Annotated in this window: 20 protein-coding genes; 6 read left to right on the top strand and 14 right to left on the bottom strand. The window is 51.3% G+C overall.

Annotated elements, in window-relative coordinates; all coding sequences use genetic code 11:
- Positions 1 to 22: 22 nt before the first annotated feature.
- The 3 genes from C3V43_RS05620 to C3V43_RS05610 all read left to right on the top strand — a co-directional run bounded on the left by C3V43_RS05620 (position 23) and on the right by C3V43_RS05610 (position 5,899).
- On the top strand, positions 23 to 2,836 hold the full coding sequence (locus C3V43_RS05620; RefSeq protein WP_106068960.1) for a SusC/RagA family TonB-linked outer membrane protein: 2,814 nt from the start codon (positions 23 to 25) through the stop codon (positions 2,834 to 2,836).
- Positions 2,837 to 2,848: 12 nt separating this feature from the next.
- On the top strand, positions 2,849 to 4,495 hold the full coding sequence (locus tag C3V43_RS05615) for a RagB/SusD family nutrient uptake outer membrane protein (protein ID WP_106068959.1): 1,647 nt from the start codon (positions 2,849 to 2,851) through the stop codon (positions 4,493 to 4,495).
- 240 nt (positions 4,496 to 4,735) lie between these two features.
- Positions 4,736 to 5,899 (top strand): M24 family metallopeptidase, encoded by a 1,164-nt coding sequence (locus C3V43_RS05610; RefSeq protein ID WP_106068958.1) that lies wholly within the window; start codon positions 4,736 to 4,738, stop codon positions 5,897 to 5,899.
- 98 nt (positions 5,900 to 5,997) lie between these two features.
- On the opposite strand, the gene ruvA is transcribed toward C3V43_RS05610, so the two are convergent.
- Positions 5,998 to 6,600, bottom strand: coding sequence for a Holliday junction branch migration protein RuvA (gene ruvA / locus C3V43_RS05605; RefSeq protein WP_106068957.1), 603 nt, complete (start codon positions 6,598 to 6,600; stop codon positions 5,998 to 6,000).
- 182 nt (positions 6,601 to 6,782) lie between these two features.
- Here ruvA and C3V43_RS05600 point away from each other — a divergent pair, with 182 nt between their 5' ends.
- Positions 6,783 to 7,682 carry a diaminopimelate dehydrogenase gene (locus tag C3V43_RS05600; RefSeq protein WP_106039997.1) on the top strand — a complete coding sequence of 300 codons (900 nt, stop codon included), beginning with the start codon at positions 6,783 to 6,785 and terminating at the stop codon, positions 7,680 to 7,682.
- A gap of 568 nt (positions 7,683 to 8,250) precedes the next feature.
- Here the strand turns inward: C3V43_RS05600 and C3V43_RS05590 are convergent.
- The 13 genes from C3V43_RS05590 to tsaB all read right to left on the bottom strand — a co-directional run bounded on the left by C3V43_RS05590 (position 8,251) and on the right by tsaB (position 24,050).
- Positions 8,251 to 8,757, bottom strand: coding sequence for an HU family DNA-binding protein (locus tag C3V43_RS05590; protein ID WP_235655887.1), 507 nt, complete (start codon positions 8,755 to 8,757; stop codon positions 8,251 to 8,253).
- A gap of 508 nt (positions 8,758 to 9,265) precedes the next feature.
- Positions 9,266 to 12,031, bottom strand: a complete 2,766-nt coding sequence (locus tag C3V43_RS05585; protein WP_106068955.1) for a fimbrillin family protein — start codon at positions 12,029 to 12,031, stop codon at positions 9,266 to 9,268.
- A gap of 202 nt (positions 12,032 to 12,233) precedes the next feature.
- A complete protein-coding gene (locus C3V43_RS05580; protein ID WP_106068954.1) occupies positions 12,234 to 13,340 on the bottom strand; it encodes a fimbrillin family protein in 1,107 nt (368 codons plus the stop codon).
- Between the two features lie 132 nt (positions 13,341 to 13,472).
- The gene (locus tag C3V43_RS05575) at positions 13,473 to 14,516 is read right to left on the bottom strand and encodes a DUF5119 domain-containing protein (protein ID WP_106040002.1); all 1,044 of its coding nucleotides are present in this window, start codon (positions 14,514 to 14,516) and stop codon (positions 13,473 to 13,475) included.
- The gene (locus C3V43_RS05570; protein ID WP_235655886.1) at positions 14,513 to 15,787 is read right to left on the bottom strand and encodes a DUF3575 domain-containing protein; all 1,275 of its coding nucleotides are present in this window, start codon (positions 15,785 to 15,787) and stop codon (positions 14,513 to 14,515) included. The genes C3V43_RS05575 and C3V43_RS05570 overlap by 4 nt, the downstream gene beginning before the upstream one ends.
- 404 nt (positions 15,788 to 16,191) lie before the next feature.
- Positions 16,192 to 17,220 (bottom strand): tyrosine-type recombinase/integrase, encoded by a 1,029-nt coding sequence (locus tag C3V43_RS05560; protein WP_106068952.1) that lies wholly within the window; start codon positions 17,218 to 17,220, stop codon positions 16,192 to 16,194.
- A gap of 130 nt (positions 17,221 to 17,350) precedes the next feature.
- A complete protein-coding gene (gene rseP / locus C3V43_RS05555) occupies positions 17,351 to 18,685 on the bottom strand; it encodes an RIP metalloprotease RseP (RefSeq protein WP_106068951.1) in 1,335 nt (444 codons plus the stop codon).
- Between the two features lie 66 nt (positions 18,686 to 18,751).
- Positions 18,752 to 19,909, bottom strand: a complete 1,158-nt coding sequence (locus tag C3V43_RS05550) for a 1-deoxy-D-xylulose-5-phosphate reductoisomerase (RefSeq protein WP_106068950.1) — start codon at positions 19,907 to 19,909, stop codon at positions 18,752 to 18,754.
- Between the two features lie 2 nt (positions 19,910 to 19,911).
- Complete coding sequence (locus tag C3V43_RS05545; RefSeq protein WP_106068949.1) at positions 19,912 to 20,781, bottom strand: M23 family metallopeptidase; 870 nt, start codon at positions 20,779 to 20,781, stop codon at positions 19,912 to 19,914.
- Between the two features lie 13 nt (positions 20,782 to 20,794).
- The gene (gene rimM / locus C3V43_RS05540) at positions 20,795 to 21,334 is read right to left on the bottom strand and encodes a ribosome maturation factor RimM (RefSeq protein WP_106068948.1); all 540 of its coding nucleotides are present in this window, start codon (positions 21,332 to 21,334) and stop codon (positions 20,795 to 20,797) included.
- Entirely contained in the window at positions 21,331 to 22,635 is a 1,305-nt protein-coding gene (murA, locus tag C3V43_RS05535; protein ID WP_106068947.1) for a UDP-N-acetylglucosamine 1-carboxyvinyltransferase, read from the bottom strand. The genes rimM and murA overlap by 4 nt, the downstream gene beginning before the upstream one ends.
- A 45-nt stretch (positions 22,636 to 22,680) precedes the next feature.
- A complete protein-coding gene (locus C3V43_RS05530; protein WP_106068946.1) occupies positions 22,681 to 23,301 on the bottom strand; it encodes a DUF4290 domain-containing protein in 621 nt (206 codons plus the stop codon).
- Between the two features lie 56 nt (positions 23,302 to 23,357).
- Positions 23,358 to 24,050: a tRNA (adenosine(37)-N6)-threonylcarbamoyltransferase complex dimerization subunit type 1 TsaB gene (tsaB, locus tag C3V43_RS05525; RefSeq protein WP_106068945.1), complete on the bottom strand. Its 693-nt coding sequence runs from the start codon at positions 24,048 to 24,050 to the stop codon at positions 23,358 to 23,360.
- A 91-nt stretch (positions 24,051 to 24,141) separates the two neighbouring features.
- Here tsaB and C3V43_RS05520 point away from each other — a divergent pair, with 91 nt between their 5' ends.
- Positions 24,142 to 25,020: a YicC/YloC family endoribonuclease gene (locus tag C3V43_RS05520; protein ID WP_106068944.1), complete on the top strand. Its 879-nt coding sequence runs from the start codon at positions 24,142 to 24,144 to the stop codon at positions 25,018 to 25,020.
- Between the two features lie 120 nt (positions 25,021 to 25,140).
- Positions 25,141 to 25,704 carry a guanylate kinase gene (gene gmk, locus C3V43_RS05515; protein ID WP_106068943.1) on the top strand — a complete coding sequence of 188 codons (564 nt, stop codon included), beginning with the start codon at positions 25,141 to 25,143 and terminating at the stop codon, positions 25,702 to 25,704.
- The last annotated feature ends 1 nt before the right edge of the window (position 25,705 follow it).

Raw genomic sequence — 25,705 nt, 5'->3', positions numbered from 1 at the left:
GACTTTTAAATAGAAACCAAGTATGAAGAAAGTAATATATACAATCGCTTTTTCATTTGTGTTCGTGGCCTCCGGAGCGGCGCAGACGAACATAAAGGAGGATAAGAAGGAGAGCGGAACTCTCTTATTGCAAAATAATACCGAGAATAAAAACGTGGATCTGGGGATGTATGCCTCCGGAGAGAAGCGGAAGACACAATCTGTTTCTACCGTCTATGCGGACGAGTTGGAGAAGAACGCCGTAGTGAGCCCCTACAATGCCCTTTACGGATTACTGCCGGGTTTGAGCGTGATGCAGAATACAGCCTGGAATACGGAAAAATCGCGTTTGAACATACGCGGGCGCGGGTCTTTAAACGGCGATGCCCCTTTGATTGTGGTAGATGGCTTTGTACGTCCGATGGAGTTTGTCAATCTATCGGAAATAGAATCGATATCTGTATTGAAAGACGGGGCAGCCACTGCCTTGTGGGGAGGTAGAGGAGCCAACGGAGTGATTGTGGTGACTACGAAACGAGGAGAGTACAACAAGAAAGATATTCGCGTGGACTATAAGTACGGGTGGGGGCTGCCTGTCAACCAACCGGAGTTTGCCGATGCCCATACGTATGCATTGGCTCGTAACGAGGCGCTCAGGAACGATGGGCTTCAGTCTGATATGGATGCCGACGGCTTTCGCAATGCGGATGGAAGCAACGACTTGTATCCCAATGTAGACTGGCAGAAAGAAGCCTTGCGCAATCATACCGTCAATCATCAACTGGATATCTTTTTTCGCGGAGGCGGTAAGCGCCTGCGCTACTTCACAACACTGAATTATAAGAACGACATGGGGTTGCTGAATACGAAATATACCGATTATACCGAACGCTATAATTCGCAAATGAAGAAATATTTCCTGAATCTTCGGATGAATCTGGATGTGGATGTATCGAATGTGACCCGTCTGAAGTTAAGTATGCTGGGTATGCTGCGCGAGACCAACCGCCCGTATGCCAACGAAACGGCATTGTTCGGTTTGCTTTACAATACTCCTTCTGCCGCTTTCCCCCTGAAAACCCGGGAAGGCGAGTGGGGAGGAAATAATATCTTGAAAACAAATCCCATCGCACGCCTTGCGGACGAAGGCTATTATAAGCTGAATCAGCGCATGTTGCAGGCAGACCTGCGCATGTTGCAGGACCTTTCCATGCTGACCCCCGGCTTAAGTGCGGAATTGGCAGTGGCTTACGACAACAATGCCACTTACCAGGAAACGGGACATAAAGGTTTCCGCTATCAGACGGTGGAGAAAGATGCGCAAGGAAATCCTGTGTATACGCATTATGGCAATGCTAACAACGAGTTGCAAATTAGCAATTCCGGTTTTGCCAATCAATACATCCACACCAACTTTGAAGGCAAGCTGAGTTATCATCGTTTCCGGCACAAGCACGAGCTGACAGCCGCCGCCATGTTCCGCCATGAGTCGATGACACTGAGCGGCCGGAACAACAGCCGTTATCGCCAATATATACTCGGAACGGCCGGCTATAACTACGACAACCGTTACTTTCTGGATGTGGTGGCCAACTGTTTCGGCAGCAGTGTGCTTGCCAAGAACGACAAATATAGGTTTCTCCCGGCTGTTTCTGCCGCATGGCTGCTCTCGAACGAGGCTTTCATGAAAGCGGTTCCGACAATGGATTATTTGAAACTGCGGGCTTCGTACGGACGTTCGGGCTATGACCTGTATGACTATGCGCTTGACAGACAATATTGGATAGGCACAGGCTCTTATCATTTCAAGGATGCCAACACCTCCGCGGGAACCAGCCTGACGGAAGGGAAACTGGCCATGGAGAGGCTTGATCTGGAGGTGGCCGACAAATACAATGTGGGCATAGATGTGTCGTTGTGGAAGAGTTTGTCTCTTTCGGCGGATATTTTTTACGACCGGCGTTCAAAGATTCTCATCGACGGGAAAGGCCTGATCTCTTCAGCCATCGGGGTGGAAGTGCCCGGTATGAATGCGGGCAGAGTAGATACGAAAGGAGCCGAACTTTCGGCCATGTGGAAACGCGGAGGCAAGAACTTCAAGTATTATGCGGGGGTTAACGCGGCGTATGTCCGTACCAAGGTCGTTGAAAACGGAGAGGGCCATCTGCCTTATGATTACCTCTCTGCCAAAGGTCATCGGCTGGGGCAGATTTTCGGTTTGGAGGCCATCGGCTATTTCCGTGATGCGGATGATATAAAGAACAGTCCCGTGCAACGCTTTTCGGAAGTTCGTCCGGGCGATGTGAAATACAGAGACCTGAACAATGACAACGTCATAGACAAGAACGACGTGAAGGCCATCGGGAAGTCGGGAATGATTCCCGACCTGTATTATGGCATCAATATCGGCTTTGAATACAAAGGCTTCGGTGTGGATGCGCTTTTTCAAGGCATCGGAGGATACAGCGTGATGCTTAACACAGAGAGTGTCTATTGGCCGTTGCGCAATAATACAAATATTTCCACTTGGTATCTGAAAGACAGAATCCGCTGGACGGAAGAGACGAAAGATGTGGCCAACGTTCCACGACTGACGACCGAAGATAATGCCAATAACTTCAGAAACAGTACGCAATGGTTGGAAAATGGTGATTATTTGAAGTTGCGCAATCTGAATGTCTATTATAATCTGCCTTCGGCATGGATGCAAAAACTGAAGATAAGAAAGGCGCAGGTTTATGCCCGTGCCAACAATCTTTTCTCGCTGGATCACGTGAAGTACCTGAACAGCGAAAACTTGAGAGTGAATTATCCGGATATGATTTCCGTTTACTTCGGACTGAGTGTTAACTTTTAAAGACAAAGAACGATGAAAAAGTATATTGTGATGGCAGGTTTGATGCTCTCTGTCTCCGGTTGCGGTCTGCTCGAGCTGGACGAGACTACCGGATTGACGCGCGAGGAGGCATTTGCTTATTTTGATAATGTCAGGGGATTGGCTACTTATGTATATAGCAGACTTCCCGACGAATTGGGAGGCATCGGAGGCGCCTTGCGCGAGTCGGCAACCGATAATTCCGTCTATATTTGGAGCGACAATAGTGTGCATACATTCTATAACAACGCCTGGAATCCCGTCAATACGGTAGACGATGTATGGGGAAGATGCTATGGAGCGATTCGTTCTTGCAACTCTTTCTTAGAGAATTACTCGCCCCAGCGTCTGGAGCGTTTCCGGTGGAACGACACCTACGATGAAGACATTGCCAAAGCGAATATGTACGGGCAGGAACTGCGGGTATTGCGTGCCTTTTTCTTTTTTGAGTTGGCCAAGCGATACGGAGACATTCCTTTGCTGACCCGTACCTATACGACGGACGAGATTAACAATGTGGAAAAAACAGCGTTTCATGAAGTGATAAACTTCATTTGCCGCGAATGCGATGAGGCTGCTCAACATTTGCCTGTGCGCCAGAAAGATTTCTGGGCCGAAAGCGGTCGTGTCACGAAAGGGACGGCTCAGGCTCTGAAAGCCCGTGCGCTGCTTTATGCCGCCAGTCCCTTGCACAATACGGCGCAAGAAGCATCACGTTGGGAAGCCGCGGCAAAGGCAGCCTACGCCCTTATCGAAGCGGGAAATTATTCGTTGCCGCCGATAGACAAGGACCCATTGTATCATAAAGATGGTGGCAATGAGGTACTGAAGTCTTCACAGCTCATCTTCGAACGTCGTTCGGGAGATACTTTCGATTATGAGGTAACCAATCTTCCCATCAGTTATGAAAAAGGGAAGACCGGTAATGTGCCTACACAAAATCTGGTCGACGCTTTTCAGATGGCAGACGGCACTGACTTTGACTGGACAGCCCTGCCCCCCGGAGCCAATCCGTATGCAAACAGAGACCCCCGTTTTTATCATACCGTTCTTTGCAACGGAGACACATGGATGCATACCGTCATCGAGGCTCACGAAGGAGGCAAGGACGGTGCGGGAACGGCGGGGACCACGAAGACGGGGTATTACCTGAAGAAGTATATGAATGAAACCGTGTCGCTGGTTCCTTCCAAAGAACGGAAGAAACCGCATCACTATGCGCTGTTCCGCTATGCCGAGGTATTGCTGAATTATGCCGAAGCAATGAATGAGTGGCGGGGAGCCGATTATACGGATGCCACTTTTCATCTCTCGGCGCGGGCTGCCCTGAATCAAGTGAGAGCTGCGGCCAAGATGCCTCCGGTGACGGCCGTTGGAGACGCTTTCAAGGAAAGTATCCGTCGCGAGCGCCGGGTGGAACTGGCTTTTGAGGATCATCGCTTTTGGGATATCCGGCGTTGGAAAATAGGTGAAAGCACGAAGAACATTTATTGTGTGCGAATCACCTTGCAAGACGGAAAGCCGGTGTATAGGAAAGAACTGCTCGAGACCCGTTCGTGGGACGAGAAGATGAATCTCTATCCTATTCCCCAAGCGGAATATCTGAAAAATAACAAGTTGGGTCAAAACAAAGGTTGGTAACGGCCTCCCTGCGATGAGAGGGTAAAACCGTTCCGAATGCCCCTTCGGCGCTGCCCGGGTACCGGAATATCTGTTTGCATATTACGAAAAGAAAGTGGTGCACAAACAGATATTCCGGTACTCGGGCAGCGCATTTTTTGCAAGGCGGCATGAACGATGTGTGCACTAACCGCTGTTCACTAATCTCTATTTACACTTTTTTCTATATATTTGCACCTCAAAGCCATAAATGACCAATAGATGTTACTACCGGAATTAAAATTGAGACGCGACAGGATTCGCTCTCTGATGGCTCAACAAGACATTGACGCCGCCCTCATCACTTGCAATGTCAATCTGCTGTATACGTATGGACGCGTCGTAAGCGGCTACCTGTATTTGCCATTGCATGCTCCTGCCCGTTTATTCATCAAGCGTCCCAATAATATGACAGGAGAGCACGTGCATCCTATCCGTAAGCCCGAGCAGCTTCCTGAACTGTTGGACGAATGCGGATTGTCCATACCTTCCAGGTTGATGCTGGAGGGAGATGAACTCGCGTTTACGGAGTATAACCGTTTGGCGGCATGCTTCCCGAAGACGGAGGTTGTTCCTTGCGGCACTTCGCTTATACGGAAAGCTCGGAGCATAAAGACCGATATGGAGATTGAGATGTTCCGCCGTTCCGGCATTGCACATGCCAAGGCATACGAACAGATACCCTCGGTCTATCAGCCGGGAATGACCGACCGGCAACTTTCCGTCGAAATAGAGCGCTTGATGCGGTTGGAAGGTTGCCTGGGCATTTTCCGTACATTCGGGCAGAGCATGGAGATTTTCATGGGCAGTCTTCTGGCCGGAGACAATGCCCTGAGTCCTTCTCCTTATGATTTTGCCTTGGGAGGCAGAGGTCTCGACCCTTCGCTTCCCATTGGCGTGGATGGTTCTTTATTGCAGCCGGGGCAGAGCTTTATGGTGGATATGGGAGGAAACTTTTATGGCTATATGGGTGATATGAGTCGGGTATTCTCCATCGGTAGGCTACCGGAGAAAGCATACGCTGCGCATCAGACTTGTTTGGAGATACAAGAAGCCGTGGCCGAGAAAGCCAAACCCGGAGTTGTTTGTGAAGACCTTTATAATATAGCCATCGATATGGTGACCAAAGCCGGGTTTGCCGACAATTTTATGGGGACAACCCAAAAAGCCAAATTCATCGGTCACGGCATCGGTCTGGAGATAAACGAGATGCCTGTGCTGGCTCCACGCATGAAGCAGGAACTCGAACCGGGTATGGTTTTTGCGTTGGAACCGAAGATTGTTCTTCCCGGCATAGGCCCCGTGGGTATCGAAAATTCTTGGGCAGTTACGGAAGAAGGAGTGGAGAAACTCACGCTATGCAAAGAAGAGATTGTTGAAGTTTAAGTTAGCGGTTAGCGGTTAGTGATTAGTGAACTGCGTTATTAAGAATAAGGCTTGAAGCCGGTCACTAACCACTAACCGTTAATCAACTAACCGCTAATTCACATTCTTTTTAGTGCTATTTTGATGACCTGCTCCACCGGTGCTTGTGGGTCTTCTTGTAGGATGGCAAGCACAACTTTTTGTGAGGGAGCTTGTGCAAAGCCAAGCATGGTGAGGGCTGATATTGCTTCTTCCTGCACTTGTGCGTTGATGGTCGACGCCGGTATGCCCATTATTCCTGCAGTGTCGGTGGCTACGCTGCCGGTTTTAATTTTGTCTTTTAAATCCACAATCACCCGTTGGGCTGTTTTCAGACCGATGCCTTTTACGGTTTTCAGCAAGGTGGCATTCTCCGTGCTGATGACATTTATCAGCTCCGAGGGCGAGAGAGCCGAAAGAATCATGCGCGCCGTGTTCCCGCCTATGCCCGATACGGAGATGAGCAGCAGAAACAGTTCCCGCTCTTGCTTGTTGGCAAAGCCGTAGAGCGTGTAGGCATCTTCGCGTATGGCTTCATGTATATAGAGCTTGCATTCTTTTTTGCCCTGTATGGCGGCGTATGTGTTTAAGGAGATATTGATGCCATATCCCAATCCGTTGCAGTCTATCACTGCGGTAGCCGGTCTCAGTTCGGCTATTTCGCCTTTGATGTATTCTATCATAATCCTATCCTTTTGTATTCTATATCTTATCACCTGCGAATGTAAGCATTATTATCGGAATTCCGGTCACAAAAAAGAGAAAGCGATGTAAAACTTTGAGGCTTCTTGTAGATGAATGTGAATTAAAAAGCTTACTTTTGCGCCTATAAAGTAGAAAACTGATAAATAAAAACAATAAAAAGATGAAAAAGGTAAGAGCAGCTGTTGTGGGGTATGGCAATATCGGTCGTTACGTACTTGAGGCCCTGCAGGCAGCCTCCGATTTTGAGATTGCCGGTGTGGTACGTCGTTCCGGCGCCGATGATTGCCCTGCGGAACTGAGGGAATATCCCGTCGTAAAGACCGTCAAAGAGTTGCGGAATGTAGATGTGGCTATCCTTTGTACGCCTACCCGCAAGGTCGAGGAATATGCGAAAGAGTTTCTGGCTTTAGGCGTCCGTACGGTAGACAGTTTTGATGTCCATGCGGGTATTCCGGCTTTGCGCCGCACGCTCGATGCGGTGGCCAAGGCACACGATACGGTGGCTGTCATATCGGCCGGTTGGGATCCGGGAAGCGACTCCATTGTCCGTGCATTGCTCGAGGCCATCGCCCCCAAAGGCATTACTTATACGAATTTCGGCCCGGGCATGAGCATGGGGCATACGGTAGCCGTAAAGGCCGTCGAGGGGGTGAAGGCGGCTCTTTCCATGACCATTCCTACCGGGACCGGCATCCATCGCCGCATGGTGTACATCGAACTGAAAGAAGGTTATGATTTCGGCAAGGTGGCCGCCGCCATCAAGGCCGACCCCTATTTTGTGAATGACGAGACGCACGTCAAGCTTGTTCCGAGCGTGGATGCCTTGCTCGATATGGGGCATGGTGTAAACCTGACCCGCAAAGGGGTGTCGGGCAAAACGCAGAACCAGCTTTTCGAGTTCAACATGCGCATCAACAACCCTGCCCTTACCGCCCAAATATTGGTATGCGCGGCTCGTGCCGCCATGCGCCGGCAACCGGGTTGCTATACGATGATAGAAATTCCTGTTATCGATTTGTTGCCCGGTGAGCGGGAAGAGTGGATTGCACATCTGGTATAAGACCTTAGGCAAAAGACGTTAGAGATTAGAAATTAGAAATTAGAAATTAGAAACTAGAAACTAGAAATTAGGCCTCTAACGTCCAATCACTGCCGACGCCGCATCCACCAGTCGGTACCTGCGGCACACCTCGAGGACAATCTCCTGCGGGATGTCCGTCACCATGGGCCGTGTCCGTCCGTCTTCGCCGGGCACGTGCCGGAACGGCAGTTGCGGATAGAGTGCGTGCAGCACCAGTGCGGAGCGGTCGTAGGCCGTAGGCGATGCGCCCGTCATGTCAATATCTATAAGGCTGTGTTCCTGCGTGCCTCCGCCGCCTTCATTTGTTTCATAGTCTGATAAGTTTTCATAAGCATTAGGACATTAGAGGTGAGATATTAGATATTAGAGTTAAACGTAAGGAAGAAGGAAGAAGAAAAATTAAAATCCGCGTCATCTGCGTCTAAAAAATCATCCGCATTGAGAAACAGGAAACGTTACAAGTGCTTCCTGTTAACGATGAGCGATTAGCGCCGCCTCGTTACAGCGCAGCCACTAACCGCTCCAATTAGCCCTAACCGCTAATTTCTCATCCTAACGGGTTCTCCCCTTGACCGCCCGAGCCGCCGGGAGTACCGCCACCGCTGCCGCCACTTTCTCCCGGTGTAGGCAGCCCCTTGGCTTTACGATAGTCCGCCAGCGAAGCGTAGTTGATACCGCTCTCCAGCACGCCGCCGTTCTCGAAGCTGAGGCCTTGCAGGGTCTTTCCTTTCAGCTCTTTGGCAGGGGTGAAGACGATGCGGGGCGACTTAATCATCTTCGCGGAGTTGAACAGGTTGATGTCTTCCACTCCCTCGCTCTTGAAGGTCAGGCGGAAGGTTCCCATGCCGGGCACGTTCACCGTGTGCCCCTGCTGAAGCTGTTGCGGGATGAAGGCCGCCAGCAACTCCATGGCCGATTCCAGTTCGATGGGCGCCGTGGTGGTGTTCTCCGTGGCCACACGGGTCATCACTTTCTGCGCCAGCGGCTTTGCGCTGTTGGGCGTGGCATACCATTTGGCAGGTTCGTTTTTCTTTAAAGGATTCTTCCTTTGCACCAATTTGTAGCTTGTGCTTATAATTTTTCCTCCTATAATTTAAAAAGTTAATAAAAAGATATTACACTAAGCAGAAGACTTAAGTCTGTTGCTTCTTATCGTTCATAACACATTTTCTCGTCCGGACAAGCATGCCGGAAGTTGGTTTTATTGCCCCTGCGGGAGGGGTGATTGTCTCTCTATAGAGGAGGTAATCGCGTCTCTATAGAGAGAGCGGTCACGCCTCTATGGAGAGATTAGCAACGCCTCTATAGAGACGATAGCAACAGCCCTATAGAGACATGACCAGCGCCTCTATAGAGGCGTCACAGCGGCACCCCGATGCCGTATTCATGAAGTTACTGCTTACATATTCCATTGTATCTTATTCAATCATTATATTTTGTATAAAGTGAAACTCTCGGCTTTTTTCGACCGGCTTTGCCGGTATCGGGTTCCTGCGGCTGAAAGCCGCAGGAGAATAAAGCAAATGAAACGAATAAAACCAATGCGGTCGCTTCGCGCTCTTTTATTCTTGGGACGCCCGCACCGAGTAGCCGAAGCTCCGAGGGTCTTTGTCCAGCGGATGCACGATGCTCGAGTTGAAGATTAGGAACCACACGTCTCCCCTGCTGTTCGGTCCCGCCGTACAGTAGTGGGCGAAACTCCCCACGTGGGAGGGAACTGCGGTATTATAGACCCGAAAGCCCGATGCAGGGAAAAAGACGGATGTAGTCTTGCTTGGGTTGCAATAGAAGTTCCAACCTTTGGCCCAAGCTCCTTGTACATTGAACTGGCTGACAGTACCAGTGTTGCCTCCCGTTGTGGAGAAGCCGGTATATACATTGCTTGGCGGTAGCTTATAACCTGCGGGACAAGGGTCGTAGATGGTCTTTACCACGAGATTGTCGTTGGTTGAGGTAGTGTTATTATTCGCATCCCACAAGTTGTAATATCGGTAGTCCATTTCCCAAATAGTATTAAACGTTCCGGGGTTCATGATACCACGGGTGATGCAGGGGGTGCCGTAAGGAAAGCTTTGGATGGCAGGAAGCTGGTTGGTTTTGACGTTCCCGCCGGCATCATACCATGTCTTGTTAATGCTGTTCGAGCTTCCGCCCGGTCCTTCCAATGCCCCCACGAACGGGTCTTTGCGTCCCCATTGATAATAAGTGTTATTCCCAAGCTCTGTAATGGTATGCGCTTTCTGTTTTACTGTAAACGTCTTTGGGGTAGCCGATGTGTACCCTGCTGTGGGCTTCTGCTTGAAGCGTACCTGCACGGTGCGCTCGGCATATATCACCTCTTTTCCGTCGCACCAGCCGAGGTTGACGGTCATAATCTTGTACTTCTTGTTCTGGTGGTTGGTGATTTCCTTGTCGGGTGTCGTTGTCCCTATGGTTCCCGGCCTGTAGTCCGTCACCCAGATATGCCAGCTCCACAGCACGGTGTTCGAGGCGTCGCGCACCGCTACCACGGCATTGCCTTGGCAGATGGTGGCCTGCCCCACGGTAAACTCGAGGAAATGACCGTCGGCAGATAGCGCCACGTTCGTCACCAAGTTCTGCGCGTCTTGCCAGACGAGCGTACAGTTTGCCGGCATGCAGCCGGCATGGCTGTAGATATAAGGATTGGTAAGCACATTGCCAAGGTGATTGATAAACGGTGTAAGCACATTGCCCCCGCCTGCCGTGGAAGTGTAGGCCGATGTATTCCATCCCGGATTTGAGCCTCCGGGCACTTTGATTTTATCTATCGCGTTGCCGTAAACTAATGGCAGGCGGTATGTTCCCGGAGCGTTCACAATGTAGCAGTTGGCCGTACGCGTCGGGGCAGGGTTGCCCTGATAATCATGCGTGGAGAGGTCGTAATTGGTCACCGGTGGGGTATTCTTTAATGCTACAGTGTGCGGGTTGTCCGGTGCGCTGTTCACCTGCGCCGCCACGGTGGCGGTATAGGGTGCAGCCGAAGTGCCTCCCGTTCCGTTTTCGGTGAAGGTCGTGAGCCATGCGGGCCTGGTGCTGCTCCAGTTTGATCCTCCATTGGTGGAGTATTCCACTTCCCAGGCTATGGGCACGTTGGCCGTTGCTCCTCCTCCGGATACGGAGGCGTAGCTCTTTACGGTGTAGGTGTTGTTTCCTCCTTGATAGGTGTACTCCGCAGGTGCCGTCACCTCCAGCGTGGGGGTCACCGATATGCTTGATGTACTGATGCGGTAGGTCACCGTCTTTCCCATGCCCCACGTCTTTCCGGCTATGTTTGCCGTGAGCGTGCGTTGCGTGTTCGTCAGCTTGTCGGTGTACTTCACCTCCAGCTTTGCCCCCGCGGGCAGCGTCTGCGGTATCATCATGAAAGTGGCGGCAGGTTGCGTTATGGGCGAGCCCGGCACGTTTGGATCGGGCGTCACCGTCGTGAGTGTCTGTGCAAAATCTTTTGGGCTCGAGTGCTCACTCCACACGGTATTGCCTATGCGGTGCGTGGCCGTGCCGTACACCCCCTTGAGCGTTATCTTGGTCACCGTCCCCGGCAGCAAGGTCGTCCCTGTCTCAAAGCGCACAGCAGTGAGCGCATGCTTGAATTTCAGCGGCGCAGGCGTATGCAGCACGCCCGCCACGTCCACCGACGAGGCAGTGAGCAGGTCGGTCTGGTCGGCCACGGCCGCCGGCACGGTATAGCTGAACACGGGCGCCCCCGGCGTGGTGGCGCCCGTGGTGAGCGTCACGCCCGCACAGTGGTGCGGGGCGTAAGCGAAGAATGCAACCTTTTTACTCAAGCCGGGCCAATGGTAGGTCGTACTCCAGCTTTCCGTCTTCTTCACCCGGAGGTCGAAGAAGTAACCAGGGGCAACGGTGTTGTTCCATGTGTCGGTGGATGGGTACACGGCAGCGAACACTGTGGCGTCTGCGTACATGGTGGCGGTAGTCACCGGTGCCGCTTTGGTGGTTGCATCTTCACTTTTTCCGGCAACGCCGGCATCGGCTTCCCTTGCGCCATCTGCCGCCATGTCCTCTTCCGTGAGCGTGTGCAGGTATAGCTGCCTTCCCTTTTCGTCGGTGGTTCCCTCAATGGGAGTTATCTCAACCTGTGGCAACGTATCGGCTGCTGTCCGGGTAGTGGCGTGCTTCGTACCGGCTTCTCCTCTTTCCCGCAGTGTGGTCACTGCAAACCCGATGGTCCTGCCTCGTAGGCCTCCACCCTCTTCCTCGTCGGAACAGGCTGTGCACAACAGTAAGGCCATCACACCTGTAAGCAAAAAAGCAACCCCTCCCGGGCAAATAAATCTCATGGTTTTCATAATTATTTGGCTATTAGTGATTAGTTAATAACAACGGCCTTCTTTTTCCTATCCCCCTCCCTATGGGAGAGGGGGATAGGGGAGAGGCTTAGGTTTTGCGGACTGTGGGGGACAGAGAGCTTTCGCCCTCCCCGTCCGCTTGCGGGATCGGTCCAACCCCCGCAGCCCTTAGGTTAGTGGTGTGACTTTCGTAACGAGAACCTTACAGAGGCATGTTCTCCTCGGGCAGGTTGTCCCAATCGTCAACCGTAACGGTAAACTTGATGGGGCCACCCAATACCGGGTCTCCTCCCTGGCCCGGATTCGGGTCCACATTCGGGTTGTTCGGGTTTTCCGGATCTGTCGGATCCGTCGGATTCGGGTCTATGTTTCCCGCCCCGTTGTTCCCGAGGAAACTCAGCGTGTAAGTGTATTTCTTTCCCGGCAGCCAGTTGGTACTGATTGGCACGGCCGCATATGCGAACTTGTCGGCAGCCCCAGGGAATATTTGCGTCAGGTTGGTTCCGTTCTTGCTGCAAATCTTGCACAGCACGGCGATGTAAGCTCCGTCCGCGCTGGTTCCTTTTGTCCACGGTGTCAGCTGCTGGGGAATCATGAGGAAGTTGCTCTTGGTGATGCTTTGTACTTCGGACGTAAGCGTCAGATCCGCATCGAGGTTTGTTCCGTAATCCTTCGCCGTGGCGGGTGCCGTCCAGTGGCTGGCAGGCAATGTTCCGGTTACCACGGTGGTGGGGAAAGTGAAATTGGCGGTGGAGGATATATGTCCCAGTTTCACGCCCAGCACCTTTATCTCATAGGCCGTGGTGTTGGCCGACTTGGCCTTTACCTCTATCTGCGAGAGGGCATGCTTGAAAGTGAGAGGCACGCCGGAATTCTCGTTGGCGGCTTTCGTCCCGGTGGCGAAGGCTACCACCACATCTTTCTGTTCGGCCACCTTGGCAGCCGGCGAGAAGTTGTTGATGGCGCGGGCGGTCGGGCTCACGGTTACGGTCGTCACATCCACGGGGGCGTAAGCGAAGAAGTTCAGTGTGCCCGTTCCCGGCCAATAGTAAACCTGTGCGGTGTTCCAGCTGGATCCTGTTTTATTCACTTGCAAGTCGGTGAAGAAATTGGCTGCCGCCCCCGTCACATAGGAGCTCACCTTGAAGGCCGTGATGTTGTCCGTGGTGATGACCGGTCCACGCGTTACGTTGCCCACCGCCGGACGGAATCTGATGGATCCCCCGTTGTCCGTGCCGGTGGTCTCGTCCTGCGAGCAGGAGGCCAGAGCCAACAAGCCCGCAGCCAAATACAATACATTCTTTTTCATGTTCTTGATAATTTTAATGATTAATAAATAATTGATAATTAAAAAATGAGTGATTATCTGTCTATCTATCGAGTGTCACATCACTATCTCCATTCTGATTTCTTACGTCTAATCTCTAATGTCCGGTATCCTCTACATCTCCACCTCCACATTTTCACCTACCCAGTCGTCCACCGAAGGTTTGAATCCTCCTCCCTCCTCGACAATGGGCTTGGGCAGGTCGAGCCCGTCTATGACGATGTGCACGTTCTTAGGGTCGGGTGCATTGTTCACCTGTGTGGCCACATCGAAGGTGTAGTACTGTTTGTTCCCGTTGGTGAGGATGACGTACAGCGCCAGCGTGCGCATCTTGTTGGCCGATGTGGATAGTCCGAAGGCGAAGCACTCCCCGGTGATGACGGAAGCCACTTCGTCGCTTCTTCCCTCGAAAGGGATCATCGTGCGCAGAGGAGAGCGTTTGCCGCCGGCGACTGTCAGGCAACCCGATAGTCCTGACAGCGAGAAGCTCAGGGCCGATGCGTATTTCAGGTTGCGTGCGTTGCGTATCTCCACCGTGTATCGGGAAGTCTCCTGCACGGGATGGAACGTCACCTCTTGGTCGTAGGGTACTCCGGCTGCCGCTTTTGCCGGCAGTATCTTCATGTCCGTTTTGCTACCCGCCCAGAATCGGTCGGGTGGTAATGCCACAGCCTCTCCGGAGGGATTGGCATCCTTGGGGTTGCTCTGCAATCCCAAGGGTTCGAGCAAGTAGGCGGGACGGGTATATGCCTCGAGGGTCTCGTAACGGTCTGTGCCCCTCAACAGTACGGTCTCCGTATCGTTGTTCATGAACAGAGCCTTATAAGTGCCGTGAGGAATCGCCACCACCCCTCCGGCGGCGTTGTCAAAGTCGTAACGCAATACCTCTCCCTCATTCTCATTTTCGGGATAAAGGTAGAGGCTCATGGTCTTGGCGGTGGCTCCGGGGGCATTACGCCAGTCAAAGACAACATGTACCCTTGACACGGCCGGCTCGGGGTCGCAGAAAGTCTTGTGGTCGCAGGATGAGAGTGTGCCGGTGATGAGTGCGACAATCAGGGCCGCGCAGAGTGTCAGCGCGCCCACGGCGCCGAAGGCCCGCAGCGGGCGGGACGTGAACGGGTGTCTTCCGGTTTTCATCATATTCTCGGTTTTCATCGTTTGCCTCCTTTCTTCGTGTTTACGTTATCATGTCCCAGCAGCCATACCAGCGACACCTCGGCCTTGGTGGGGCCGAACCAGCGGCGCTGCCGGGTGGCCTGCCACAGGTAGCACTCCCGCCCGTGGGTCTCGCACCATCCCTTGGGGATGTACTCGAAGTATTCGCCGCCCAAGTAGCCGATGCCGATGCTGAAGTCGAGGTTCAGCCTGCGTCCGATGGGGGCGGAGTAGCCGTAGGCGATGCCGCCCCCGTAGCTCCAGCGGTCGCCCAGATAGCCCTTGCCGCCCCACTCTAAGTCGTAGGTCAGCAGCTGGCCGTAAAGCCCTATGTGGTGCCCGGTCAGCGGCTTCTTGCCGTAGCTCAGCCAGCGGCGCACCTCCAGGTCGCCGCCATAGATGCGGTGGTAACGGTGGCGGCTGTCGCTCTTGAACCAGGTGTACATCCAGTTGCCGGCTACCGACCAGCCGCGGCCCAAGTAGAACTCCAGCCCGATGTTGGGAACGACCAGGGCGTCATAGAGCAGGTTGGTCTTCAGCGCCATGTAGAAAGGTCTGCGATCCTGCGGCGCTGGTACGGCCTCAGCCTGTTCGGGCGGGAGGATGTAGACGGTGTCCTTCACGGCCTGTTGCGCCTCCTCTGTCTCGTACCACACGTGCAGGGTGGAGGCGCGCAGCTCGGGGAAGAAGCGGCTCTCCATGTAGCGCCAGGCGTAGCCCCCGCCCGCCATGGCCAGACGGCGCTTGCGGCCGTCGGCCACCTTGCCCTCGCGAGTAATCCACTCGGGGGTGTAGCGCAGGATGTCGAGCACCTCGTGGCGGTAGGGCATGTATTCGTCGGAGAGCACGAGCCTTTCAAGCCCCTGCCAGTCCACGCCCTTGGGCACGGTGGAGAGCCACCCGAACTCGTGGGGGAAGTAGCCGGAGACCATCCGGCGGATGGCCTCCGCGCGCCGCTCGGAGAGGCGTTGGTTCAATGCCGTGCTTCCCTCGGGGGAGGCGCCCCCCGTGACACGCAGGCCGCGGATGCGGCGGGAGGGGTCCCGGAGCAGGGCGCTGAAACGTTCGGTGAAGGCGCGCACGCGCGCGCCGTTCTCACGGAAATAGGGGTCGAGGCGCGATTCGCCCTGACGGAAATAGACGCGCACGGAGTCCGTGCCCCGGCGCGTGTCGGATTCCTGTCCCCGGGCATGCCCGAGAAAAAGCAGGAGAAGCAGGAGGATCAATGGTCTTTTCATTGCCTGTGAATAAGGGTTATACATCTTTTTCATCTTGTCTGTCCTTATGGCGGGAAGGGCATGCGACATGCCTCAAAACCCGCAAGGAAGGAGAACCCAAGACATACACCTCTTGCGAAGAGGTGGGGAAAAGGGGGTGGAAGAAGGCAACAGTGGGAAGAGAGGAAAGCCTTACGCCTGCAATTTCTTAGACGCGGATGACGCGGATGACGCAGATTTCTTTATTTTTTATCCGTATTATCCGCGTCATCCGCGTCTGAAAAATGTCTTTGGCCGGCCGAGGCGGGAGAGGAGGAACATTAACGGCACATGGGAATCCGCGCCGGGACAGATGGGGTGACAGGAGTGCCGGTGTAAACAATATTTATAAAATATTCGTTCTAAAGCTTGTTAATACGAAATAAAAGTTGTTTATTTGCAACGTTTTACGATAAGTATTACACCTCTTCGCAAGAGGTGGCATCGGAAAGCCTGTTCAGCAGTTCACGGTTGGCCTCCGCCAGCCGTTCGTCTTTTATCCCTTCGATATATATGAGCGTGGTCTTGGTATCGGTATGTCCCAGCGCCTTGGAGATGACGGGCAGGTCGACGCCCTGTTCGTAGGCGATGCTCGCCCAGGAGTGGCGTGCCACGTAGGAGGTGAGGTTGACCGTAATCCCCGCCCGGCGAGCCAGCTGCTTCAACGAGCGGTTGTAGCGGCTCAGGGCGCAGGGATAGGAGACGGGGCATATTCGTCCGTCTTTCACCTTATATAATATAGGGAAGAGATAGTCAGTGCCCTCCGCCTTGTACTTCTCCAATATGTCGAGCATGCACTTTTCAAGTTTTACCCTCACCTGCCGTCCCGTCTTGCAGCGCCGGTAGGTAAGCACCCCGTCTTTTACCTGCCGCTTCCTCAAGTGCGCCAGGTCGGTGAAGGGCATGCCCATGGCGTAGAAGGAGAAGAGGAAGAGGTCGAGGGCGGAAGCCCCTGAAGCCGATGCAGTCTCTTTCTCCTTTCCTTCCCCGCAGGGAGGGGGAAAGGGGGTGAGGATCAGCCTGCGCATCTCCTCCGCCCCGATGCTACGCTTGACGGTGCGCTCGTTGCCCGTGAACACGCCCTTGAAGGGCTCTTTGTCCTTCACGAGGCGTTTCGTGGCGGCTTTGTTGTAGATGGCGCGCAGGGAGCGCATGTAGCAGGAGGAGGTGTTGGGGCATACGCCACGGTCGCGCAGCCACCGCTCGTAGTTTCGCACACTGTCGGCGTCGAGCGCCGATACGGGCACGTCCGTGCCGCCGCTGAAGCGGATGAAGGAGCGAACGGCCGTGCGGTAGTTCTCTTGGGTGGAGAGGCTTACACCTTCGGCGGCCGCATGAACGAAACCGGAAAGCGTAGGGCTGATTTTCTGTGGTTTCCTTACTCTTTTCTCTGTCTTCTTCTCTCCGAAAGAAAACGCTCTCTTGAAATGAAATGGAATATTGAACATCTGTATCGTGATTAATATGATTAACGCGTAAAAATACAGATTATATAAACAATGCCCCCTATGAGCTTTGTGATTGCTTATAAGGGGCTTTGTGGTAAGGCAATCGGGTTGCCTGTGGAGAAAAGAGGAGTCAGAAGAAAAATCTCAGTATATCGTTGAAGTTGGCCCAAAGCAGCAGACCGAACAGCAAGAACATGCCTACCATTTGTGCGCGTTCCATAAATTTGTCGCTGGGCTTGCGGCGTGCCACAATCTCGTATATCAGGAACAACACATGGCCTCCGTCCAGTGCAGGAATGGGCAAAATATTCATGAAGGCAAGGATGATGGAAAGGAAAGCCGTCATGTACCAAAACTGATGCCAGTCCCACGTTGCCGGGAAGATACTGCCGATGGTTCCGAAGCCTCCAAGCTGCTTGGCGCCTTCTTTCGAGAAAAGATATTTCATCTGGCCGACGTAGCCTTTCAGCGTTTTTACTCCCAACGATATGCCGGCAGGAAAAGAAGAAAGGAAACTATACTTTTTGCGTACCACGGGCAATAACTTGTTGGTTGCCGCACGCGCTATTACGCCTATCTCATAGTTGGTATCGGTCGCCAAGGTCAGCGTATCCGTGATGCCGTTGCGCACGTATGTCAAAGTCACGTCGTGAGATGCGTCGCCGGCTTTTTTGCGTCTCGTCATTTCCTCCTTGAAATCGAAATAGGCGATTGTCTTTCCGTCCAGTGCGGTGATGCTGTCGCCCGGTTGCAAGCCGGCCAAAGCTGCAGGGCGTCCGGCACTTACACTGTCGACGACGAATGGATAACGGAAGCTGGCGAATCGTACGCTGTCGGTCAGCAAGCGGTTCATCATGTCTTCGGGAATATAAACGGAGACAGATTTGCCATCGCGCAACACACTTACCTGACGGGCATCTACGATACTGGTCAGCAAATCGCCGTCGTAGCGTTCGAATGCTACTCCATCGGCTGAAATCAGGATGTCACCGTCGCGGAATCCGATTGTTTTGGCCGTTTCATTAAAATCCATGCCCAACGGTGCTTTCTGAACCGGAATATATTCGTCTCCCCAAGTGAAAAGTATCATGGAATAGATGAACAGGGCAAGCAGGAAGTTGAACAGTACGCCCCCCACCATGATCAGCAGGCGTTGCCATGCCGGTTTGGCCCGGAATTCCCAAGGCTTCATGGGCTGTTTCATCTGCTCGGTATCCATCGACTCGTCTATCATGCCGGCAATTTTTACGTAGCCCCCTAAGGGCAACCATCCGATGCCGTATTCCGTTTCGCTGTTTTTAGGTTTGAACTTGAATAAAGTGAACCAAGGGTCAAAGAATAAACAGAATTTCTCTACCCGCGTCTTGAACAAACGGGCAAAGAGGAAGTGCCCTCCCTCGTGGATAATGACGAGTAGCGAAAGGCTCATGACGAGTTGCAGGGCACGAATCAAAAATGTTTCCATCTGATAATTTACTATTTTACGATTTACAATTTATTACTTAAAAACAAAGAAAGGCTTGTTTGGTTGTCACGCGTGTTTTATCGTTTCCTCGGCAATCCGTCTTGCTTCGGCATCCGTAGCCACATAATCCTCATAGGTGGGCTTCTGTATAAAGGCTGCGCGCGACATGGTTTTCTCTATCACGTCGCTCATGCCGAGAAACGAAATCTTGTCTTGCAGAAAAGCGGCGACAACCACTTCGTTGGCTGCATTGATGATGCAGGGCATATTTCCTGCACGATGCAATGCTTCGTATGCCAAAGCCAAGTTGCGGAAACGTGTGGTGTCCGGTTCCTCGAAGGTCAGTTCCGTGCATCGTTTGAAGTCCAGACGCGGGAAAGATGCTTTCAGCCTGTCGGGATAGGAGAAAGCATACTGAATAGGCAGCCGCATGTCAGGCATGCCAAGTTGTGCTTTTATGGCACCGTCTTCAAATTGTATCATGGAATGGATGACGGATTGCGGATGTACTACCACTTCTATTTGGTCGGGACGTACACCGAACAACCATTTGGCTTCGATTACTTCAAATCCCTTATTCATCATCGAGGCGGAATCTATGGTGATTTTGGCTCCCATCTCCCAATTGGGATGTTTCAAAGCCTGCACTTTGGTCACTGTTGCCAGTTGCTGCATGGAGCAACTGCGGAACGGTCCTCCCGAAGCGGTCAGTATCACTTTTTCTATCGCATTTCCCACCTCTCCGGCTAAACATTGGAAGACGGCGGAATGTTCGGAATCTACCGGCAGAATAGGCACATTACTAAGGTTTGCCAGCTCGTTAATCAGTTCTCCGGCAACTACCAAGGTTTCCTTATTTGCAAGTGCTATCGGTTTGTGGGCGCGGATGGCGTTCATGGTCGGTTTCAGTCCGGCATATCCCACCATGGCTGTCAGCACCATGTCGATAGGTGCTTCGGACACAATCTGGCAGAGAGCCTCTTCGCCGGCATATACCTTGATGGGCAGGTCGGCAAGCTCCTCTTTTAGCAGGCTGTATTTCGATTCGTTGGCTATTACCACCGCTTCGGGCTTGAACTTACGGGCTTGAGCGATGAGGTCCTCTACGCGATTATTAGCTGTCAGCACGTACGCTTCATACCGGTCGGGGTGCTCCTCGATGACCTGCAATGCTTGTGTGCCGATGGAACCGGTAGAGCCAAGTATGGCAATTCGTTTCTTCATAATTAAAACACGATATAAAGTTCCGGGTTTACAGCTTTCCCTTTGTGCCACAGTTCGAAATGGAGGTGTGGCCCGGTAGAGAGTTGCCCGGTGTTTCCTACTAATGCAATGGCTTCGCCACCTTTTACGTCATCTCCTTCCCGTTTCAGCAAAGAACCGCAGTGCTTGTATACCGATACGAAATCCTGATTATGCTGTATCTCTATCAGATAGCCGGTTTCGGCGGTGTAGGTACTCAGTATGACGGTACCGTCTAACGTAGCCAAGACGCTTTCGCCCGGATTGGCGGCGATGTCCGTGCCGAAATGCTTTGTATCGGCATCGAAGGCGGACGAAATCATGCCACGCGTGGGACGGTAGAAAATCAGTCCGTCTACTTCGGGACGGGCTGTGATACTTGTCAGGTTGTATTTTTCCGTTTCCTCATATTGCTTGCGGAATTCGGCTTCCCGTTGTGTACGTTCCATGAGCGAATCTTCGCGCATACTGGTCAGCGAGTCGATAGACTGCACGGTATCCGCTTTTATCTTGCCCGAAAGGATGTCCTGAATATTCATGATATATAGGTTCTGTCTGTCCACCAACTGTTGGAGCGAATCTACACGCAGTGCATTCTCCACCACTTGGGCACGGATTTCACTGTTCATGTATCCGGGCAGGTAGTTGCGCAAGGGAGTAAAAGCTATAATGACTGCCGCTATCAGAAACAGGATGGTCAACACGGAAAGCAATACGGAGATTCCGTTCAACTTGGATACACGCAGTCCGACGACTTCTTCAAGCGTATTCTCGTTGATGACGGTCAGCTTATACTTGAACTTGATATTGCTCCAGAAAGCTTTGTTTCGTTTCTTCTTCTTCTTTTCCAATATCTATATTTCATTCCTAATTAAACTCTTCCATATCGTCCAATGCCAGCAGGCCTTCCGGCAAGTCCATCGTGATGACTTTATGCTTCCGGTCGATATCCACGATGAAATCTTCCTGTGCAGGAATCAGGATTTCTTCTCCTTGATAGGCTACTGTGAAAAGGGTATTGATGGTCGAGGTATCTACATATACAATTTCTCCCAGTTTGCCGTGGTGCACCTCTTCCATGCGGAAACCCACGAAGAAATCCCAGCTCAGTTCCTCCGGTTCATGCCCTTCTGCATGCTTGACCGGGAAATATACTTCCGTATTGGTGAACATGCGGGCACGTTCTGCGGTGTCCACTCCCTCCAGCTTGACAAGGGCAGTGGTGTCCGAACGGAAACGGTATTCCTCCAGAAAGAAAGGAACCAAGATCCCATCTATTAGGCAGATAAGATACTCTGCTTCCACCCGATCGAAGATGTCATCCGTAAAAGTGAATGATAACTCTCCGTGAATTCCGTGAGGCTTATTGAATATACCTATCTTATATACGTCTTCTTTCTTTATCATATTCTCGTGATTCTTGCTCCAAGCGCATTCAGTCGCCCTTCGATGTTCTGGTATCCGCGGTCTATCTGTTCGATATTATGTATGCGGCTGATGCCGTCTGCACTCATGGCGGCTATCAGTAAGGCGATGCCGGCACGAATATCAGGTGAGGTCATATTGCCTCCACGCAGTTTGAAGCCATGATTATGCCCGATGACAACAGCCCGGTGCGGGTCGCACAAGATGATTTGCGCCCCCATGTCTATCAGTTTGTCCACAAAGAACAGGCGGCTTTCGAACATTTTCTGATGGATGAGTACGCTTCCTTTTGCCTGAGTGGCAACTACCAGCATCACGCTGAGCAAGTCCGGCGTCAATCCCGGCCACGGCGCATCTGCAATGCTCATAATGGAACCATCTATGAAAGATTCTATCTGATAATTGTCTTGTGCAGGCACATGGATATCGTCTCCACGTTGTTCCATCTTGATGCCGAGGCGGCGGAAACTGTCGGGAATTATGCCCAAGTTCCGGTGTGAGACATTTTTTATGGTCAGTTCGCTCTGCGTCATAGCCGCCATGCCGATGAAGCTGCCCACCTCGATCATATCCGGCAGAATGGTATGCTCGGTGCCGTGCAGCTCATCTACTCCTTCGATGGTGAGGAGGTTGGAAGCGATGCCTTCTATTCTGGCTCCCATCCGATTCAGCATTCTGCATAATTGTTGTATGTAAGGTTCGCAAGCGGCATTATAGATGGTGGTCTTGCCTTTGGCCAGAACAGCAGCCATTACGATGTTGGCTGTTCCCGTTACGGATGCTTCGTCGAGCAGCATGTATGTGCCTTGCAGTCGTCCCGCCGATATTTCGTAAACTTCGCGCACTTCGTTGTAGACAAAATCGGCTCCTAAATTCCGGATGCCGATGAAATGAGTATCCAGACGGCGGCGTCCTATTTTGTCGCCTCCCGGTTTGGAAATCATTGCTTTGCCGAAGCGTGTCACCATGGGGCCCACCAGCATGACGGAACCGCGAAGACTGGAACATTTTTTCAAAAACTCATCACTCTTCAGATAGTTGAAGTCGATGTTTTCTGCCCGAAAGCTGTATGTGTCGATGCCCTTCTTTGAGACAGAAACTCCCATATCCCTCATCAATTGTATAAGGTTGTTGACATCCAGAATATCCGGTATATTGTGTACCGTTACCTCTTCGGCGGTGAGCAATGTGGCGCAGACTATTTGCAGAACCTCGTTCTTTGCACCCTGAGGGTAAATGTCGCCGCGAAGACTGTGTCCTCCTTCGATTACAAATGATGCCATGTCGTCTTATCTATTAATAAAATGAGGTATCAAATTGAGAATCTCTTAATATTTCTTCTTATTGTTCCGGTTGTTGTTCCGGTTACCTTGACTGTTTGCCTTCGGACGATAGTTTTGGTCGATCCGTTCCGTCATAAGGCGGATGATGCTATCGGTCATCTGCAATTTACCGTTGGACAGCTCGTAAAGGTCGTCTGCTATCTTGCGGTCGTCGACAGTATCTTTGTTCCAAGCCATATAGTCTTTCTTCATATGGTTACAGATCAATGCTACCAGATTCTGCTTTTCTTCTCCTTCAGGAAATTCGATGGCTTTCTTTATCAATACTTCCATCGTACGCCCATAATGGCGATAACGGATTTTAGTACTGGGGTAGGGGACGTTTTCCGGTTTGGTGTTCAGGTTATCCTTGCGTATAATTTCGTATGGATAGTCGATGTCCAACTGAAAGCCGGACATGATGGCAAGATGATCCCACAGCTTGTGTTTGAAGTCGGGCACATCGCGCAGATGAGGGAACATGCTCCCCATGATATTGATAATTGTATTTGCACAACGTTGGCGTTCTGCACGGTTCTCAATCGTAAGCGCATGGTCTACCATGTTCTGGATGCTCCGACCGTATTCGGGCAGAGGCATTCGTTTTTGTTGAGTGTTATATTGCATTTCTATAAATTGATTATTGGCTGTTGATAATTGATAATACCTGAAATTGTCACTTTTTACAAAAGTTTTTTGGGCGTACCGGCAACAAACTCTTTCAGATAAAACGGCTCGAAATAGGCCACGTCTTTAAAGTCTTTTTCAGCTATCGCTTTTTCTGCCAATGGCTGCATCATGCTTGCCAAAGGGCGAATGCCGTCAATGAAACGCGCATTGGGATGCTTGATTTTGCCTTTGCATTTTGCTGCGCCGTCGCCGAAGAAATAGACAGGATGCTTATCCAAAAAATCCGCGTATGAGTCTTCGTTTACAATATCGGCCGCGATATCCCGAAGAGGTTTCAGTGCCCGATTGTAAACGGCTGCATAAACTTCCATGCGGCGGGCGTCGACCATTGAACATAGTAAGGCATCGTCGGATAACTCTTCATGGTAGAGCAATACCGGAACACATTGCACTTGCAAGGTCTGTAATCCTATCAGAGGCAGGTTGCGTCCGTAGCAGATTCCTTTTGCCATAGATACGCCGATACGCAGTCCTGTATAAGAGCCCGGGCCGCAACTTACGGCAACCGCATCCAACGGCATGGCATGACTGTCGGCGAACGAAAGTGCTTCATCTACAAAAACTCCTAATGAAACAGCATGCGAGGGACCATTCAAGTCTTCTTTTTCGAAAACATTCTGTCCGTCTTCGCTCACGGCCACGGAGCATGCGGAAGTGGATGTCTCAATATGTAAAATACATGACATAACTCTTATTCTTGATTTTGTTGTGGCAAATTTACATGATTATTTTCAGTAATTAAAATAATCACGTACTTTTGCACAAAACTATAACATTATGATACAATCCATGACAGGCTACGGCAAAGCAATAGTCGAGTTGCCTGATAAGAAAGTGAACGTCGAAATCAAGTCGCTTAACAGTAAAGCGATGGATCTGTCGGCACGCATCGCTCCTTTATATCGGGAGAAAGAGATAGAGATTCGTAATGAAATTTCCAAAGTGCTGGAGCGTGGCAAGGTGGATTTCTGCCTTTGGGTTGAAAAAAAAGATACCGAACAACTTGCCACTCCCATTAATCAGGAGTTGGTGACTGCGTATTACGAGCGCATCAAATTTTTGTCGGATACATTGGGAATTCCCGAACCGGAAGACTGGTTTTCGACTTTGCTCCGCATGCCGGACGTGATGACCAAGAACGAAACGCAAGAGTTGAGTGAAGAAGAATGGGCGTTGGTTCATTCGGCCGTAGAAGAGGCTGTTAACTCTCTGGTAGATTTTCGTAAGCAGGAGGGAGTGGCGCTCGAAAAGAAATTCCGTGAAAAGATTGCCAATATCGCATGCCTGCTCGAAGCCGTTGTTCCTTTTGAAAAAGAACGGGTAGCCAAAGTGAAAGAGCGCATTACCGATGCCTTGGAGAAAACGTTGAACGTGGATTATGATAAAAGTCGTCTGGAACAAGAACTTATCTATTATATTGAAAAACTGGATATAAACGAGGAAAAGCAACGCCTCGGCAATCACCTGAAGTATTTTATCAACACGTTGGAAAGCGGAAGCGGACAAGGTAAGAAGTTAGGATTTATCGCTCAGGAGATGGGGCGTGAAATCAATACTTTGGGCAGCAAATCCAATCATGTGGAAATGCAAAAACTTGTTGTGCAGATGAAGGACGAATTGGAACAAATCAAGGAACAGGTGTTGAATGTAATGTAATTTTCGTATTATCTCTCAGGCAGGGATTATACGGTGTTTCGGGTTGCCTTGCGTAGCCGTCATGCAAAACTATCAGCCCATATATTCCATGCCTGAAATGTTTTTATAATAATACTTAGCATGGGCAAACTTATCATCTTTTCAGCTCCTTCGGGTTCGGGCAAGTCGACGATTATCAATTATCTGCTGACGCAGAACCTGAATCTGTCATTTTCCGTTTCGGCCACCAGCCGTCCTCCTCGTGGAACGGAAAAGGACGGGGTGGAGTATTTCTTCCTGACTCCTGAAGAGTTTCGTCGTCGCATAGCCAATGATGAATTTCTGGAGTATGAGGAAGTATATCAAGATCGTTTTTACGGAACGTTGAAGGCACAAGTAGAGAAACAACTGGCCGAAGGACAGAATGTGGTATTTGATGTAGATGTGGTGGGCGGTTGCAACATAAAGAAGTTTTATGGCGAGCGTGCTTTGTCTGTCTTCATCCAGCCTCCCTCGGTAGAGGAGTTGCGCAAACGCTTGGTGGGGCGCGGAACAGATGCTCCCGAAGTCATTGAAAGCCGTGTGGCAAAGGCGGAATACGAACTTGGTTTTGCCTCGAAGTTCGACACGGTGATTGTGAATGACAATCTGGAGGATGCCAAGACAGAAGCTTTAGAAGTAATTACTCAATTCTTGGAGCGATGAA

Origin of the sequence: Prevotella heparinolytica (assembly GCF_002998535.1) — a bacterium.
Taxonomy (GTDB): Bacteria; Bacteroidota; Bacteroidia; order Bacteroidales; family Bacteroidaceae; genus Bacteroides; species Bacteroides heparinolyticus.
Note: the sequence above shows the minus strand (reverse complement) of the source record. Positions and strands in the feature narration are given on the sequence as shown.